The organism is Pseudomonas saxonica (assembly GCF_007858365.1).
Lineage (GTDB): Bacteria > Pseudomonadota > Gammaproteobacteria > Pseudomonadales > Pseudomonadaceae > Aquipseudomonas > Aquipseudomonas saxonica.
In genome coordinates this window covers 1-14,860 of record NZ_VFIO01000019.1, presented here as the reverse complement: position 1 = coordinate 14,860, position 14,860 = coordinate 1, and the positions used below count along the sequence as shown (strand labels likewise).

The window sequence follows — 14,860 nt, the reverse complement described above, 5'->3', positions numbered from 1 at the left end:
ATTCAAGAGTGGGCCAGACGGGGCGCAGCCAGCCGGGTAGGCGCTGCGGTGTCATTGACCGTGGGTTTGAGCATCAGCGTGAGCAGGACGGAAATCAGCAGTGCGCCGCTCATCAGCAGGAAAGAAGCACCCGGCGAGCCGGTTTCGCTGTTCAGGTAGCCGACCAGATACGAACCGCCAAACGAGCCCAGTGCGCCCATGCTGTTGATCAGCGCCATTGCACCGCCGGCTACGTTGGCAGGCAGAATCTCCGGGATGATGGCGAAAAACGGGCCATAAGGGGCGTACATGCAGGCACCGGCAATCACCAGCAAGGCGTAGGACCACCAGAAGTGTTCAGCCCCCAGTGCGTAGGAACCGTAAAAGGCAATCGAGGCGAGTAGCAGCGGAGGCCAGACGAAGCGTTTGCGTTTTTGCAGTTTGTCCGAGCCCCACGACACCGCCAGCATGGCGATCACGGCCGCCAGATAGGGCAGGGCCGAGAGCCAGCCCGCTTCGATCATGTCCATCTGTGCGCCTTGCTTGAGAATCGACGGCAACCACAGCACGAAGCCGTAGACGCCAATGCTCCAGCAAAAGAATTGCAAAGACAGCAGGATGACTTTGGGCGAGCGGAAGGCGGCTGCGTAGTTCTTCACCGGCTTGATGCCGACCTGTTCGGCGTCCAGCGCGGTTTGCAGGTCTTGTTTTTCCTCAGGGCTGAGCCATTTGGCGTCGCTTGGGCGGTCATCAGCCAGACGCCACCAGATAAACGCCCACAGCACAGCGGGCAGACCTTCGACGATAAACATCCAGCGCCAGCTGTAATGCTGCACCAGATAGCCCGAGACCACCGACATCCACAACATGGTCACCGGGTTGCCGAGGATCAGAAAGGTGTTGGCTCGTGAGCGTTCGGCACGGGTGAACCAGTGGCACAGGTACACCAGCATGGCCGGCATCACTGCGGCTTCAACCACGCCGAGCATAAAGCGGATCACGATGAGGGTGTAGGCGTTGGACACCACGCCGGTCAACGTGGCCAGACTGCCCCAGAGAATCAGGCTGACAAAAATCAGCTTTTTAACGCTGTTCTTCTGCGCATAAATCGCCCCCGGCACCTGAAAGAAGAAGTAACCGAGGAAGAACAACGCCCCCAGCAACGACGACAGGCCCGGTGTGATATTAAGGTCGGCGGCCATGCCTGAAGCCGCGGCAAAACCGTAGTTGGCACGGTCCAGGTAGGCCAGGCTGTAGGTGATAAATACGATCGGCATGATGTACCACCACCGACGGGCAGCGAGTTTTAGCGATTGCATGGTAAGTCTCCTGAGCTTGTTGTTTTTGTCGCAGCAGGTAACGAGTAAGGCCAGAAATCAGGTCGTTGCGAGGTACTGCTCCAGTTCGGCGCGGGTCGGCAGCCCTTCCATGTCGCCACGGCTTTGCACGGCACGGCTGCCAATCCAGTTAGCGCGCTGTACGGCTTGGGTCATGCTGAGGTTGTCCAACAGGGCGCTGATGACACCCACGGCAAAGCCATCGCCCGCGCCCACGGTGTCAATGACCTTGGCCACCGGCACGGCAGGTACGAAGTCTTGATCGTCCGCGGTACGGAAGTAGGCGCCATCGGCCCCCAGTTTGATAATCACCGCTTCGCTGCCCTGATCGAGGTAAAACGCGGCAATGTCGGCCGGGGTGTCGAAGCCGGTGAGCAAGCGGCCTTCGCTCAAGCCCGGCAACACCCAGTGGGCATGGGCGGCGAGGGCGTTGATGTCACGGATCATCTGCTGCTCGCTGGCCCACAGTGAAGGTCGCAGGTTAGGGTCGAATGACACCGAGTGGCCGGCCTCACGCATGGCTTTCATCAAGGCGAAGGACAGTTCATTGCAACTGGCAGAAAGCGCAGGCGGAATACCGGTCGCGTGCAAGTGACGCGCCTGGAGCAATGCAGGCGTGATGGCGGCGCAGCTCATGTGACTGGCGGCCGAGCCACGGCGGAAATATTCCACCTGCGGGTCGCTGCCATCCTCTACCCGGGACTTGAGTTGAAAGCCGGTCGGATGCTGCGGGTCGATCTCGACGTGCTGGCAGTTCAGCCCCTCTTTTTGCAGGGTGTCGAGAATGAACCGGCCAAACGAATCGTTACCGACGCGGCTTAGCCATTTGACCTTGAAGCCCAGACGCGCCAAGCCAATTGCGACATTGTTGTCGGCGCCGGCAATGCGTTTATGAAACTGCCCGACGTCGGCCAGATCGCCCGTATGGTCGGCGACCAGCATGGCCATGGTTTCGCCAAACGACAGCAGATCAAAGTCAGACATGGCTCAGCTCCTGTTGGGCGTGGCTCAGCGTGGCCAAAACCGCGACGTGTTCCTGGGTCAGCCAGTCGAGGTCGTTGCCTTGCAGCGGGTATTCGACGGCACGGGTCAAGCCGTGGGGCATATGGCTCATCAGTTGCTGCCACATGTGCAAGTCAGTGGCCGTAGGCGGTATGGCAATCAACTTGCCATCCGGGCGGCGTGCCACGCCCTTGCAATGCAGGTACGTCACATAACGGCCCAGCAAACGAGCGGCGGTACTGGCCGACTGGTCTTGCCACTGCCAGTTACCAATGTCGAAGGTCATGCTGATCGGGGCACGCTGCTGATCGACCTTGTCGAAGAAACGTTGCATGGGCTCGATGCGACCGCCCTGTGAGGTCTGGTCGTTTTCCACCAGCAATTGCACGGGCTGCTGGTTCAGGCATGCGGTCAGATTGGGCAGATCGCAATGTTCGGTGAAATAACCTAGCGAAACTTTTAACCATTTGGCCCCGAATGCATGGGCGCGCGCCAAGGTGGCGAGCAACTGCGGGTTAGGCCGTGACTGGCCGGCTTCCCACAGTTCGATAGGCGAAGAGTACACACACTCAAGACCGTGCTGCTGCACGGCGTGGCTGAACGTGGCCGGGTCTTCATCGGTCAACAGTTCTTCGCGCAATTCGATACGTGTTGCGCCAGCAGTGGCCAGTACTTCAATAAAACTGCCCTGGCCGCGTTGGCGAACCAAGTCGGCGCCGTAGCTCGACAAACTGATGGAAACGGGAAATGTGGTCATTGTTATTAATCTCTGAAACCGGTTTCATTTTTTGTTATGACACATCACTGATAACCCGTGCAGCGGGCTGCCAGTCACAACATCTTAGGTATTGGGCGGTTGCGTGGAGCCGCGAACTATCAAGTGGGCGGCAAAATCCAGCGCGCGGGCCGGGCTCTTGTCGCCATTGAGGCGTTTAAACAGGCAATCGAAGGCACTGGCGCCGATTTGTTGGGTGGGCTGGGCGAGGGCGGTGATGCCGTTGCCCACCAACGGGAACCAGTCCAGGTCATCGAGGGCAATCAGGCCCACGTCCTCAAACAGTCGGCAATTCAAATCGCGCAATACCTGCGTGCACGCTAGCGCCGCCACGCCATTGGCGCAGAACAAGGCTTTGTGACCGTTGCCAGGTGAGTTCAGGAAAGATTGAATGTCGGCCAGCAACTGCGGACCGGTTTGCACGACTGCGCCCTTGAGTGTCGGGTGTTCGGCCAGTTGCGAGGTGAAGCTGTGAATACGCTCGACCCGTGAGCTGGTGCCGTCAATCGGCTCGCTGACCAGCAGCACGTCGCGATAACCCTGTTGTTGCAGATGCTCAAGGGCCATACGCACCGCGCCGGGGTTATCCAGCCCGACCAGGTCGCTGTGCAGTTGTTCGACTTTTCGGTCAATCAGGACGACGGGCATTTCCTGCTGCAGCGCTTGCAGCGCATCCGGATGGTGACCCAAGGTATTAAGAATCAAGCCTTCGATAGTGTAGGAACGCAAAGCCGCGAGGTGCTGGCGTTCTTGCTCATCATCGCGATCGGTGTTGCACACCACCAGGTTGTAGCCGTGCTGACGGCAGGCCGTCTCGACACCGTGCATCACCGCAATTGAATAGGGGTTGCGAATATCGGCCACCAGCATGCCGATCAGTCGGGTGCGACCGCGCTTCAGACCACGGGCCATTTGGTTGGGCCGGTAGCCCAGCTCGTTGATGGCACGCTCGATACGCTCGGCAATGGCCTGGGAGAGCAGGGCGCGGTCTTCGCCGATAAAGCGCGACACGCTGGCCTTGGACACCCCAGCACGTTGAGCTACATCAAGCATGGTGACGCGACTGCGCTGGGCAGCAGAAAAACTGTTCACGGCCTGAAACCTTTTATTGGTGTTATCGCAGGCGGTTTCACGCAGTGCGCTGAAACCGGTTTCAGGAAAACTCAAATCACCTGCCGGCGTCAAGTGACGTTTATCGACTGTCCTACAGAAATAAACGCGTGGGTTGGACGCGGGGGCCGCCGGTCAGTGTTTCGAGTAGTTGAACCGCGGGTCCTTGAGCCATGCCTGCAATTCGATTTCAGCCTGCTCCATCGCCGTGCGGTTAAGCAATTTACGCAGCAGTGCCACATTGACCGCCCTCGAACGCAAATTGAAGGCCGGGGCGCTGTCAGTGTCTTCGCTGGGCTGACGCACGCCGAGCTTTTCATACAGCTGTTGCAGGCGATTTTGCACGGTGCGCAACGATAGATTGCGGCGCTGGGCAATGACCCGGTCGGTCAGCCCCAAGGCGATGTCTTGCAGGACTTCGTATTCGGCGTCGGTCAAGCCCAGTAGCTGGTTCTGGCTTTTCTGTTGTACCCCGCGCACTTCCCGGTCAATCACGCACTGCTGTTCGATAAACAGGCTGCGCAGGGCCAGGCGCAGACGGTCTTCGGAGGCGGTCTTGAGGATATAACCGTAGGCCGCGCCTTCAGGCACGATGCGTGAAATGCCTCGTACATAGGCTTCATCGGCGTAGTTGGACCAGAACATGATCGAGGTGTGCGGGCGCTCGTGCCAGATTGCCCGTGCCGCTTCAACACCGGTACGCCGAGGCATCTGCAAGTCCATGACCACGCAGGTAACGGCAAACTCCTGGGCCAGGCGCTCACCCACCAAGCCGTCTTCTGCTTCGTGCAGGCGCACGCATTCCGGTAATGCGCCTTCTATGACTTCCTTGAAAAAGGCGCGGTGCACCGGATCGTCTTCAATTAACAGGATTTCCATGATCGTTTCCCAGGGTCTGTACGAAATCTTTTCGAGCGAAGGTTAGGCAAGGCGAAAACAGGCGAGGAACGGCCGGGGTCGCGCACGACTTTACGGGTTGTAAATGAGCATTCCGATCGGACTCGCGCACGAGCCTGTTTTCAACGCCGCATAACCGAGAGCAGATACATTTCGTACAGAGCCTAAAGCAGTGATGGCAGAGGCAGGCTTACTTGCACACAGGTGCCTTTGCCGTTTGGGCCTTTGTCGATGTGCACATGGGCACTGAGCAGTTGCGCGCGAACTTGCATGTTCTTGATGCCTCCGGTTTCAAGCCGGCTGGCGCTGTCCAGCCCCAGGCCATCATCGAGGATAGTCAGGCACAGATGGCTGGCGGTGGCGGTGATTTCAACGATGATCGCGTGTGGCGCGGCGTGTTTGATGGCGTTGTTGACCGCCTCCTGAATAATCCTGAACAAGGCAATTTTTTGCGGTTCGGCGAGGTCATTGGCCAGCCCGTCGGTGTCATCACGCAACTGCGTGACAATGGCCAGCCCACTGTTGCGCACGCTGCGCAGCAGCAGGTCTTCAAGGCCCTCGACAAAACCGAACAGTTGCAGAATGGTCGGTTTGACCGCGTCGATGATCAGGCGAAGCTCTTGCATGCTTTCGTGCAGGGCCTGAGCAACCGGCGCTAGCTCTGTTGTGGGCACGCTGTCGAGCAATTGCAGGCGGGCGAGGCGCCGATGCAGACGGGTCATGTCGGCCAGTGTCTGGTCGTGCAGGTCCATGCCGATGCGTTGCCGCTCGTTTTCCAGCTCTTCAGTCAGGCGCAGCACGCCCAGACGAAGGCCTTCTTCGCGGGCGCGGATTTGCGCTTCGACGATGGCCAGTTGTTTGGCCTGCTCGGTCTGACGCAAGGCATACAGGTAGGAGGCCAGCAGGTCGGCCACATGCTGGGTGTGGCGCACATCATCGAGGGTATAAAAATTGGCCACGTGGGTTGAACAGCTCAAAGCACCGATCACCTCGCCCCGGGCGCGCAAAGGCACATGCAGGCGACTGCGCAAGCGGGCATCGAAAATCGGGTTGTTCAAGGCGCCGGGGAACTGAAAGCGCTCATCAATCATGGCGTCATCACTGAGGATGTACGGCTCCACCCCCAGCAGCAGACTGCGGATCGGGCTGCGGGCTATTTCCAGCGGGTGAATCGCAAAGTCGCTCCAGGCGGTATGCAGACCGGTCTCGTACGCCGACAGGTGATTGTCGTCATCGAGCAGCAGACTGACGTCCAGGTGGTCGTGGGGCAGGATAAAGCGGATTTCTTCGGACACCGCTTCAATCATCGATTGAAAGTCCAGGCGTCCGGCCAGCGCCCGGGAAATGCCGAGAAAGTGGTGCAGCACATTTTCAGCCGCTATGGGGACTCTTTGCGTCATGCCCGAACATCCATCAGAAGGCACACCCGTTGGCGGCCCGAGGCACGATTATGACCCAAAGTGGGGCGCACGCACGTTGAATAACGCTGCACGAATACGCGTTTCTTTTGCGGGATCCCGCAGGTTATTTACGCGCAAAGGGTGTCAAGTGTGCAGTAACGCTCCAGACACAAGGCCATTGCCCGATCAGACTGGAAACGTTGCACAGTAATCAGGTACGACCGAATTAATCGGCGACCGCTGGCCCACAATAATAAAAAGGGTTTTTGTCATGGAACGTCACTCACTGTGTTGTGCTTTGCTGTCCACTGCCTTACTGCTCACCCCGTTTGTTCCCGCCCAGGCCGACACGGCCGATAAAACCATTGCCTTGTCCAATAACTACGCCGGTAACTCGTGGCGTCAAAGCATGCTGACCAGTTGGCAGAACACCACTGATCAAGCGGTCAAAGCCGGGATTATCCAGGGCGCTGACTCGTTTACCACCGGCGAGAACCAGGCCACCGAGCAAGCGGCGCAAATTCAGAACCTGATCCTTCAAGGGTATAACGCCATCGTCATCGATGCGGCGTCGCCCACCGCGTTGAACGGCGCGGTGAAACAAGCCTGCGATGCCGGGATTATCGTGGTTTCATTCGACGGCATCGTCACTGAGCCGTGCGCTTACCGCATCTCCATGGACTTTAAGCAAAGTGGCCTGGATGGCATGGATTACCTGGCCAAGCGCTTTCCGGATGGCGCCAACGTGCTGCAAGTTCGCGGCCTGGCCGGGGTTTCGGTGGATGAGTTGATCCATTCCGGTGTGGTGGCCGGGGCGAGCAAGCACCCGCAGCTGAAAATCGTCGGTTCGGTCAACGGCAACTGGTCGCAGACTGCCGCACAAAAAGCCGTGGCCGGGATCTTGCCCAGCCTGCCGAAAATCGACGCTGTGGTGACTCAGGGTGATGACGGCTTCGGCGTGGCCCAAGCCTTTACCGCTGCGGGCCGACCACTGCCGGTCATTGTCTTCGGCAACCGCGAAGAAGAACTGTCGCTGTGGAAGAAGCAAAAAGACGCCAACGGCTATCAAGCGTTCTCGATCTCCAGCGCGCCGAGCATTTCCAGCCTCGCATTTTGGGTCGCTCAGCAATTACTCGACGGCAAGCAAATGCCCCATGACCTGTTGTCGCCCGCCATTAGCGTGACTCAGGACACCCTCGAAAGCTCGCTGGCCGGGTTGGAAAAGGGCGGCATTGTCAGTCACGTCTACAGCGTTGACGACGTTGCGCAACTCAAGAGCCCCGTAGCGCAGTAAGCGCCCCCCGCCGAGGAAAGAGTCATGACTGTGACCCACGCATCGCTGGTTGACCTCAAAGGGGTCGGCAAGCGTTTCGGCGCCGTGCGCGCTTTAAATGACGTTGACCTGAATTGCCGGGCTGGCGAATGTCTGGGCCTGATCGGTCACAACGGCGCCGGTAAATCGACGCTGATGCACATTTTGGCGGGCACCCTGCGCGCCGATGCGGGCTCATTGCTGATGGGCGGCGTTGATGTGCGCAGTGGCTATTCGGTGCAAGTGGCTCGCCAGCACGGTATCCGCTGTGTGTTTCAGGAACTGTCACTGTGCCCCAATCTCACCGTGGCCGAAAACACGCGGCTGATGTGCCCTGGTTTACGTGGCTTCGGCTGGCGGCGTAAAGCCGGCGCGCTGATTATGCAGACCCTCAACAGCATCTTCCCGGGTCATGGCATCAACCCGGCGGACGTAGTGGCCGACTTACCGATCGGTCAGCGGCAGATGGTCGAAATTGCCCGCGCCTTTACCTGCGTCGACGAGCATCTGGCACTGGTCATTCTGGATGAACCGACTTCGTCTCTGGACGCCCGGGTCGCCGAGCAACTGCTGGCGCACGTGCGCCGCTACGTTGAAGGCGGCGGTTGTGTGGTGCTGATCAGCCATATCCTCGGCGAAATGCTCGCCACGTGCGATCGTATTGCAGTGATGAGCGACGGTTGTGTAGTAGATGTGCGCGCTGCCAGTGCGTTTACCCATGCTTCGTTGGTGGCGTCGATGGGCACGGTGGCCAAACCTCAGGATGAACAACAGGTGTTCATCTCCAAGCGCGACAGTCAGTCGCCCGTGGTCAATCAGCGTCCGGCGCGCCAACAAAACGGGCAGACGGTGGCCGCCTGGGCCGGTGAAATTGTCGGCTTGGCCGGGCTGGCCGGGCAGGGGCAAAGCCAATGGTTGGTGCAGCTGTTGCGCGAGCGCATTGGCGCGGGTCAGCTTGTCGCGCTGGTGGCCGGTGATCGCCAGACTGACGGGGTGTTCAGCCTGTGGTCGATTGCCGAGAACATCACCATCAGCTCATTGACCGCGCTCAAACGCGGCGTGCTGATCGACCCCCAGGCCGAGCAGGCAATGGCGGCCAAGTGGCAACAACGGATGGCCATTCGCACGCCGGACATGAACCAGCCGATTATGTCGCTGTCGGGCGGCAATCAGCAAAAGGCCCTGTTTGCCCGCGCATTGGGCAGTGACAGTGACTTGATCTTGATGGACGACCCGATGCGTGGGGTTGATGTGGGCACCAAACGCGAGGTCTACGCCATCATCAAAGAGGAGGCTGCTCGCGGACGCACGTTCATCTGGTACACCACTGAGCTTGAAGAACTGGACCATTGCGATCACATCTACGTGTTTCGCGCAGGCCAAGTGGTGGCCGACATGGCCCGGGATCAATTGAGCGAAGCGCAGATTCTGCGCAGTTCCTTTCAGGAGGAGGTGGCATGAACGCGCCTCAACCCATGACGTTAAAACCTCAACCCTTGCTTACGACCACGCCCTCGGCTGCGTTCAATCGTGCACGCCTGCTGCGCAACGCTTTACCGGCGGTGTCGCTGGTGGTGCTGCTGGCGACCATCTTTATCATGCAGCCGCGTGCCATGAGCTACATGGGCATGAACCTGATGCTCAATCTGGCGGTACCGATCGCGTTGGCGACCATTGCGCAGATGCTGATCATCACCGTCAACGACCTGGATTTGTCACTGGGTAGCTTTATCAGCTTCGTGGCCTGCGTGGCCGCGACCTTGCTCAATGACCATCCGTGGCTGGGCTGTCTGGCACTGGTGGGCTGTATAGGCGTGTACGCCTTGCTCGGCGCATTGATTCATATCCGCCAGTTACCGGCGATTGTGGTGACGCTGGGCATGTCGTTTATCTGGATCGGTGGTGCGGTGCTGCTCCTGCCCGCGCCCGGTGGCAGCGCGCCGCAATGGTTGCAGGCGCTGGTCAAGATCAAGACACCGTTATTGCCGTTTGCCGTGGTGGTGTGCGTGCTGCTGGCGATTGCCGTGCACCTGTTTTTGATGCGTTCGACCCTGGGCGTGGTACTGCGCGGTGCCGGGGGCAACCCGCTGGCGATTGCCAAGGCGGGCTGGTCGCTGCTGCGGATCAAGGTCACGTTGTATGCAATGGCCGGGTGTTTTGGTGTGTTGTCGGGGCTGTTTCTGGTGGGCTTGACCACCTCGGCCGACGCCAATATGGCGCTGCGTTATACCTTGCTGTCGATTGCCGGAGTGATTCTGGGCGGCGGGGAGTTTACCGGCGGGCGAGTGTCGCCTATCGGTGCCGTGTTGGGCGCCTTGACCCTGGTGCTGGCCGGATCACTGCTGTCCTTTATCCGCATCTCGCCGGATTGGCAAATCGGTGCTCAAGGGGCGATTTTGATTCTGGTGCTGGCCCTGCGCACAGCCGTTAACCGCCTAGAGGTACGTCCGGTATGAACCTGTCCCTGCATATCAATCGCGTGCGCAGCAAACCCTGGTTGTGGTCGTTTCTGGCCGCGCTGCTGGTGTGGCTGGCCACTCTGGCCTTTACCCGTGGCGAAGGCGCTGGCGCGCTGACGTCAGGTGCGCTGGCCTTCTCGGCGTTTTTTGTCATCGTCGGGGTGGGGCAGATGTTCGTCATCACCACCGGGCCCGGCAATATCGACTTGTCGATCCCGGCCAACATCGCCTTGAGCGGCGCGGTCGGGATGAAGCTGATGGACGGCCAGGACGGCTTGATCGCACTGGGCGTGGCCGGTGTTTTGGCTGTGGGCGTGTTGATCGGTTGTGCCAATTACGCCCTGATTCGCGTGCTGCGTATCCCGCCGATCATCGCCACCTTATCCGCCAGTTTCCTGTTGCAGTCGATGGCGATTGCCTACGGTCGCAGCGTGAGGATTGCGCCGCCGGAACTGTTCTATCAATTCTCCACGGGCAAAGTGCTGGGTATTCCGTATTTGGCCTTGGCGGTGGGCGTACTGACGGTTGTCGCCGGTTATGTGTTGAGCCGCAGCCTGTATGGCCGCTGGACGCTGGCGGTGGGCCAGAACATGCGCGCAGCCGAGTTGGCGGGCGTAAGGGTCGAACGTGTGCGGTGGGCCACCTACGTACTGAGTGCGGTGTTTGCCAGCGTGTGCGGCGTGGTGCTGGCCGGTTTCTCCGGTGGCGCCTCGCTGAGCATGGGCGATGAATACCTGTTGGCCTCGATTGCAGTGGTAGTGATTGGCGGCACTTCGGTGGCCGGTGGTTTTTCCAACGTACCGGGGCTGTGGGGCGCTGCGCTGTTTCTGTATTTGCTGGTCAGTATGCTCAACACCTTCGGCGCCAGCGCCGGTGTGCGGTTGATCCTGACTGGCGTGATCATTATTGCGGTGATAGCCGCCGTCAGCGGGCGTAAAAGCCTGCGCAGCCTTTAAGCAAGGATTCCTATATGAGCGACGATATTTACGAATTCCACGACCCGCGCTTTCGCAGCCTGACCTTGCCCAACACTCAGCTTGAACGCCTTTACGATCAGTGCCGCTGGGCGGAAGGCCCGGTGTGGTTCAACGATGGCGGCTATCTGCTGTGGAGCGACATCCCTAACGAACGCATCTTGCGCTGGACGCCGGAGCAGGGCGTGTCGGTGTTTCGTCCGGCGTCCAACTTCGCTAATGGCAACACCCGTGATCGTCAAGGGCGGCTGGTGACCTGCCAGCACGGTACCCGCAGCGTCACGCGCACTGAGCCCGATGGCAGCATCACCGTGTTGGCGGATCAGTTTGAAGGCAAGCGTCTTAATTCGCCAAACGACGTGGTGGTGCACAGTGACGGTGGCATCTGGTTCACCGACCCGACCTACGGCATTCTCAGTGACTACGAAGGCTATCAGGCGGAACCCGAACAGAGCGGGCACAACGTCTACCGCATAGACCCGCAGACACTGGACATTGCCTGTGTGGCCGATGATTTTGAACAGCCCAACGGCCTGGCGTTCTCCCCGGATGAGCAGACGTTGTACATCGCTGATTCGGCGCGCTCCCATGATCCGGACGGGGCCCACCATATCCGTGCCATTCAAGTGATTGACGGCTGCCGATTGGGGGCGTCGCGGGTGTTGGCTCATATCGAGCCGGGCATACCGGACGGGCTGCGGATCGACGTTCAGGGCAACATCTGGACCAGCGCGGGTGACGGGATTCAGTGTTTTGACGCCGATGGCGTGCTGCTGGGCAAAATCAAACTGCCCGAGAAGGTCGCCAACCTGACGTTTGGCGGGCCGCGGCGTAACCGTCTGTTTATCGCGGCCAACACCTCGTTGTACATGATCCACGTGGCCGTGGCGGGCGCTCAGGTGCCTTGATCAAGCCCGGCAATGGTGGTGTGTCTGATGCACCGGATTGAAGGGTTTTACGACGGCTTTGCAGTCGATCGCAGCCTCGCAGAGCTCGTCAGCGGCTACAGGAACGGTGCCCGCCTTGAGGTTACGTTCCTTAAGCCGAGGTACTGACCATCGACCCTGAACTGCTGCCGCCTTGGGCCAGCACGGCCTGCAACAAGGCTGCGGTCGCTGTTTGCAGCGCCGCAGCCGTCGCCGTGATTTGCGCTTGAGCACCGGCAATCGCCGCGGCCTTGGCGTCCGCGCTCTGTTCGCTGGACTGGATGCGCTGCAACGCTTGCTGCTGTTGCTGAAGCTGTTTCTGCAACTGTGCGATCTGCTTCTTCAGCTGCTTCACGATGTCGGAACTGTCATCGCTGCTTTCGGCAGAAGCACCCGATGTCGCCTTGGTATTGATCTTCTGCGGCTGCGCCGCTGTTCCCGTCTCGCTTACCGCAGCGTTGTCCGGGGCTTGAGTGGCCGCCCCAGGAATGCTGATGCCTGCTCCAAGGCTTGGGATGCTGCTGACCATGGCGTTTGTCCTTTAAACCTTAAGTTGTTCAAGGTCATCGGCAGGCGAGTAAAGGTCTTTAGGCTCAAGACATACTGATATTTCCAGTTGCGCGATCACCAACGTTTTAGCGTCTGTAGCCAGGCCTCTCCAAAGGCTAGTCTTGTCGGACGATGTTTTGCTTGCCCTTAACATCAATCATTTACCCGGGCAACTTCCAGATCGGCATGACCTGGGTCGCGTTTCTCGGCTCCCCCGCACGTCGCCCAAAACCGTTTGCGGGCCTTGCGCGATTACCTTGCCATTCAACGCCAGGTGCACCTTCTGATAATTACAATAACGAGAGGCCTGCCATGAACCTTCCTCCGATCCCGTCACCGTTCAGCCCTATTGTGATCGGGCCACTGACCCTGAAAAACCGCTTTATCAAATCCGCCACCAACGAGGGCATGAGTGCTCAAGGCGTGCCGTCCAGGCAATTGGTCAAGTTGCACTCGGCTTTGGTTGCTGGTGGCGTCGCCCTGACCACTGTCGCCTACTGCGCGGTGAGCAGCGATGGCCGTACATTGCCTAACCAGTTGACCCTTACCCAAGTGAGCCTGCCGCACTTCAAAGCCTTGACCGACGGGGTTCACGAGAAGGGTGGTCTGGCCAGCGCGCAGATCACCCATGGTGGCTGCTTTACCTTTATCCGAGAGCGTTCGACCAAGCGTCCGCTGTCTGCCAGCGGCGGCTTCAACAAGATCGGCCTGATGAGCGGGATGTTCTTCAAACAGGCGATGGACGAAGCGGACATGCAGCAAGTGGTGCGCGAATTCGCACAAGGCGCTCGCCTGGCCCGTCAGGCGGGTTTTGATGCAGTGGAAATCCACATGGGCCATGGCTACCTGCTCAGCCAGTTCATTTCGCCGATGTACAACAAGCGTCGCGATCAATACGGCGGCAGTCTGGAAAATCGCTTGCGCTTTCCGCGTCGGGTGCTGCGTGCGGTGCTGGATGCGGTTGGCCAGGACATGGCAGTGATCTGCAAATACAGCGTCACCGAAGGCGTGCGCGCCGGTAACAGCGCTGAAGACGGGGCGAAGATTGCCGCCATGCTGGAACAAGAGGGCGCCCACTTGCTGGTGCTCAGCGCCGGGATGAACGCGGAGTCGATTACGACCATGTTCGGTTCCTCGTTTCCCAAGGAAAATCGCGTTCAGCAGAAGAACAAGTTGATTGCCTTTGCGATGGCCATCCAGCGCCGCAAAGAGCCTACCGTGGAATTTCGTGAGCTGTATCTGCTTGAACATGCACGCAAGGTGCGTGCGGCGGTGAAAATGCCTTTGGCTTACCTGGGCGGTGCCAAGAGCCTGGCGAGCATCGAAACACTCATGGCTGAGGGGTTCGATCTGGTTGCCATGGGCCGGGTGTTGCTGGCTGAAAATGACTACGTCAACAAACTGGCCAGTGGGGTTAGCCGTGATTCGATCTGCACGGCCTGCAATCGTTGCGTGGCGATGATGTACACCCCTGGCGGTACCTCCTGTGTATTGGGCCAGCCCGGCGATGCCACGTTGAACAGTCAGCCGGCGGCGGGGGGTTGAAAGGGAGTGGGTGTTGGTCTGTTCGCTGCCGATCGCAGCCTCGCAGAGCTCGTCAGCGGCTACAGGAGCAAGTTTGCCAGCGAGTAGTGATCTGCTTTTGATCTGGCTTGTGATCTGGCTTGTGATCTGGCTTGTGATCTGCCGCCCCTTCGGGAGGCCGAGTGGAGGTTTCGCGGAGTGGGTCGACCGGCATGGATGCCGGGAGAGCTGCGATCGGGCCATGGATGGCCCGTCGCAGCGTGCCCACGGAGCGGGACCGGAGTGAGGGACACCTGAGCGAAGCGAGGGCCGTACGCAGGGGCAAGGCCTTTTTGCTTACTTTTGTGGCTGTTTGACAAAAGTGAGCCGCCGTAAGGGCGGAACCCGTAGATAGATTTAACGCATTCAATGGATATGTACACGGGCCTATTAAAAGCTTCGAGTACATATCCATTACTAGCGTCTAGTTGAAGTTATGGTTTCGCCCTTAGAGGGTGTTTACAAAACTAAGCAGTCAACCTGCGTAGCAGCATTCTTCCCTGAGCCAGCCATACCCATGCCTCGGCGATTCGTGGCAGCCGATCGTAATGAACTGCAAGTCGTCGAGCCCGATCAT

General features: G+C 59.3%; 13 protein-coding genes. 6 read left to right on the top strand and 7 right to left on the bottom strand.

Going from position 1 to position 14,860, the window contains the following annotated elements; genetic code table 11:
• Nucleotides 1–2 precede the first annotated feature (2 nt).
• The 6 genes from FJD38_RS23800 to FJD38_RS23775 all read right to left on the bottom strand — a co-directional run bounded on the left by FJD38_RS23800 (nt 3) and on the right by FJD38_RS23775 (nt 6,500).
• Nucleotides 3–1,298 carry an MFS transporter gene (locus FJD38_RS23800; RefSeq protein ID WP_122784239.1) on the bottom strand — a complete coding sequence of 432 codons (1,296 nt, stop codon included), beginning with the start codon at nt 1,296–1,298 and terminating at the stop codon, nt 3–5.
• Between the two features lie 57 nt (nt 1,299–1,355).
• Nucleotides 1,356–2,300: a sugar kinase gene (locus FJD38_RS23795; RefSeq protein WP_122784238.1), complete on the bottom strand. Its 945-nt coding sequence runs from the start codon at nt 2,298–2,300 to the stop codon at nt 1,356–1,358.
• On the bottom strand, nt 2,293–3,075 hold the full coding sequence (locus FJD38_RS23790) for a sugar phosphate isomerase/epimerase family protein (RefSeq protein WP_122784237.1): 783 nt from the start codon (nt 3,073–3,075) through the stop codon (nt 2,293–2,295). The genes FJD38_RS23795 and FJD38_RS23790 overlap by 8 nt, the downstream gene beginning before the upstream one ends.
• An 84-nt stretch (nt 3,076–3,159) precedes the next feature.
• Nucleotides 3,160–4,185, bottom strand: coding sequence for a LacI family DNA-binding transcriptional regulator (locus tag FJD38_RS23785; RefSeq protein WP_146387956.1), 1,026 nt, complete (start codon nt 4,183–4,185; stop codon nt 3,160–3,162).
• Nucleotides 4,186–4,338: 153 nt separating this feature from the next.
• The gene (locus FJD38_RS23780; RefSeq protein ID WP_146387944.1) at nt 4,339–5,082 is read right to left on the bottom strand and encodes a response regulator transcription factor; all 744 of its coding nucleotides are present in this window, start codon (nt 5,080–5,082) and stop codon (nt 4,339–4,341) included.
• A 182-nt stretch (nt 5,083–5,264) separates the two neighbouring features.
• Nucleotides 5,265–6,500 carry a GAF domain-containing sensor histidine kinase gene (locus tag FJD38_RS23775; protein ID WP_146387942.1) on the bottom strand — a complete coding sequence of 412 codons (1,236 nt, stop codon included), beginning with the start codon at nt 6,498–6,500 and terminating at the stop codon, nt 5,265–5,267.
• 271 nt (nt 6,501–6,771) lie between these two features.
• Here FJD38_RS23775 and FJD38_RS23770 point away from each other — a divergent pair, with 271 nt between their 5' ends.
• From FJD38_RS23770 to FJD38_RS23750, 5 genes are read left to right on the top strand one after another with little or no spacing between them, the layout of a single operon-like run.
• Nucleotides 6,772–7,794: an ABC transporter substrate-binding protein gene (locus tag FJD38_RS23770; protein ID WP_122784234.1), complete on the top strand. Its 1,023-nt coding sequence runs from the start codon at nt 6,772–6,774 to the stop codon at nt 7,792–7,794.
• A 24-nt stretch (nt 7,795–7,818) separates the two neighbouring features.
• Entirely contained in the window at nt 7,819–9,273 is a 1,455-nt protein-coding gene (locus FJD38_RS23765; protein ID WP_146387940.1) for a sugar ABC transporter ATP-binding protein, read from the top strand.
• Nucleotides 9,270–10,268: an ABC transporter permease gene (locus FJD38_RS23760; protein ID WP_146387938.1), complete on the top strand. Its 999-nt coding sequence runs from the start codon at nt 9,270–9,272 to the stop codon at nt 10,266–10,268. The genes FJD38_RS23765 and FJD38_RS23760 overlap by 4 nt, the downstream gene beginning before the upstream one ends.
• Complete coding sequence (locus FJD38_RS23755) at nt 10,265–11,227, top strand: ABC transporter permease (protein WP_146387936.1); 963 nt, start codon at nt 10,265–10,267, stop codon at nt 11,225–11,227. Before FJD38_RS23760 ends, FJD38_RS23755 begins: the two co-directional genes overlap by 4 nt.
• A gap of 14 nt (nt 11,228–11,241) precedes the next feature.
• Nucleotides 11,242–12,153, top strand: a complete 912-nt coding sequence (locus FJD38_RS23750) for an SMP-30/gluconolactonase/LRE family protein (RefSeq protein WP_122784230.1) — start codon at nt 11,242–11,244, stop codon at nt 12,151–12,153.
• 130 nt (nt 12,154–12,283) lie between these two features.
• Here the strand turns inward: FJD38_RS23750 and FJD38_RS23745 are convergent, their stop codons facing one another.
• The gene (locus tag FJD38_RS23745; protein ID WP_122784229.1) at nt 12,284–12,700 is read right to left on the bottom strand and encodes a hypothetical protein; all 417 of its coding nucleotides are present in this window, start codon (nt 12,698–12,700) and stop codon (nt 12,284–12,286) included.
• Between the two features lie 332 nt (nt 12,701–13,032).
• Between FJD38_RS23745 and FJD38_RS23740 the strand changes: the two genes are divergently transcribed.
• Complete coding sequence (locus FJD38_RS23740; protein WP_122784228.1) at nt 13,033–14,265, top strand: NADH:flavin oxidoreductase; 1,233 nt, start codon at nt 13,033–13,035, stop codon at nt 14,263–14,265.
• The last annotated feature ends 595 nt before the right edge of the window (nt 14,266–14,860 follow it).

Excerpts from the sequence above, each read along its gene's own strand:
- FJD38_RS23800 (WP_122784239.1), bottom strand. The coding sequence starts at position 1,298 with ATGCAATCGCTAAAACTCGCTGCCCGTCGGTGGTGGTACATCATGCCG.
- FJD38_RS23795 (WP_122784238.1), bottom strand. The coding sequence starts at position 2,300 with ATGTCTGACTTTGATCTGCTGTCGTTTGGCGAAACCATGGCCATGCTG.
- FJD38_RS23790 (WP_122784237.1), bottom strand. The coding sequence starts at position 3,075 with ATGACCACATTTCCCGTTTCCATCAGTTTGTCGAGCTACGGCGCCGAC.
- FJD38_RS23780 (WP_146387944.1), bottom strand. The coding sequence starts at position 5,082 with ATGGAAATCCTGTTAATTGAAGACGATCCGGTGCACCGCGCCTTTTTC.
- FJD38_RS23775 (WP_146387942.1), bottom strand. The coding sequence starts at position 6,500 with ATGACGCAAAGAGTCCCCATAGCGGCTGAAAATGTGCTGCACCACTTT.
- FJD38_RS23770 (WP_122784234.1), top strand. The coding sequence starts at position 6,772 with ATGGAACGTCACTCACTGTGTTGTGCTTTGCTGTCCACTGCCTTACTG.
- FJD38_RS23765 (WP_146387940.1), top strand. The coding sequence starts at position 7,819 with ATGACTGTGACCCACGCATCGCTGGTTGACCTCAAAGGGGTCGGCAAG.
- FJD38_RS23760 (WP_146387938.1), top strand. The coding sequence starts at position 9,270 with ATGAACGCGCCTCAACCCATGACGTTAAAACCTCAACCCTTGCTTACG.
- FJD38_RS23755 (WP_146387936.1), top strand. The coding sequence starts at position 10,265 with ATGAACCTGTCCCTGCATATCAATCGCGTGCGCAGCAAACCCTGGTTG.
- FJD38_RS23750 (WP_122784230.1), top strand. The coding sequence starts at position 11,242 with ATGAGCGACGATATTTACGAATTCCACGACCCGCGCTTTCGCAGCCTG.
- FJD38_RS23745 (WP_122784229.1), bottom strand. The coding sequence starts at position 12,700 with ATGGTCAGCAGCATCCCAAGCCTTGGAGCAGGCATCAGCATTCCTGGG.
- FJD38_RS23740 (WP_122784228.1), top strand. The coding sequence starts at position 13,033 with ATGAACCTTCCTCCGATCCCGTCACCGTTCAGCCCTATTGTGATCGGG.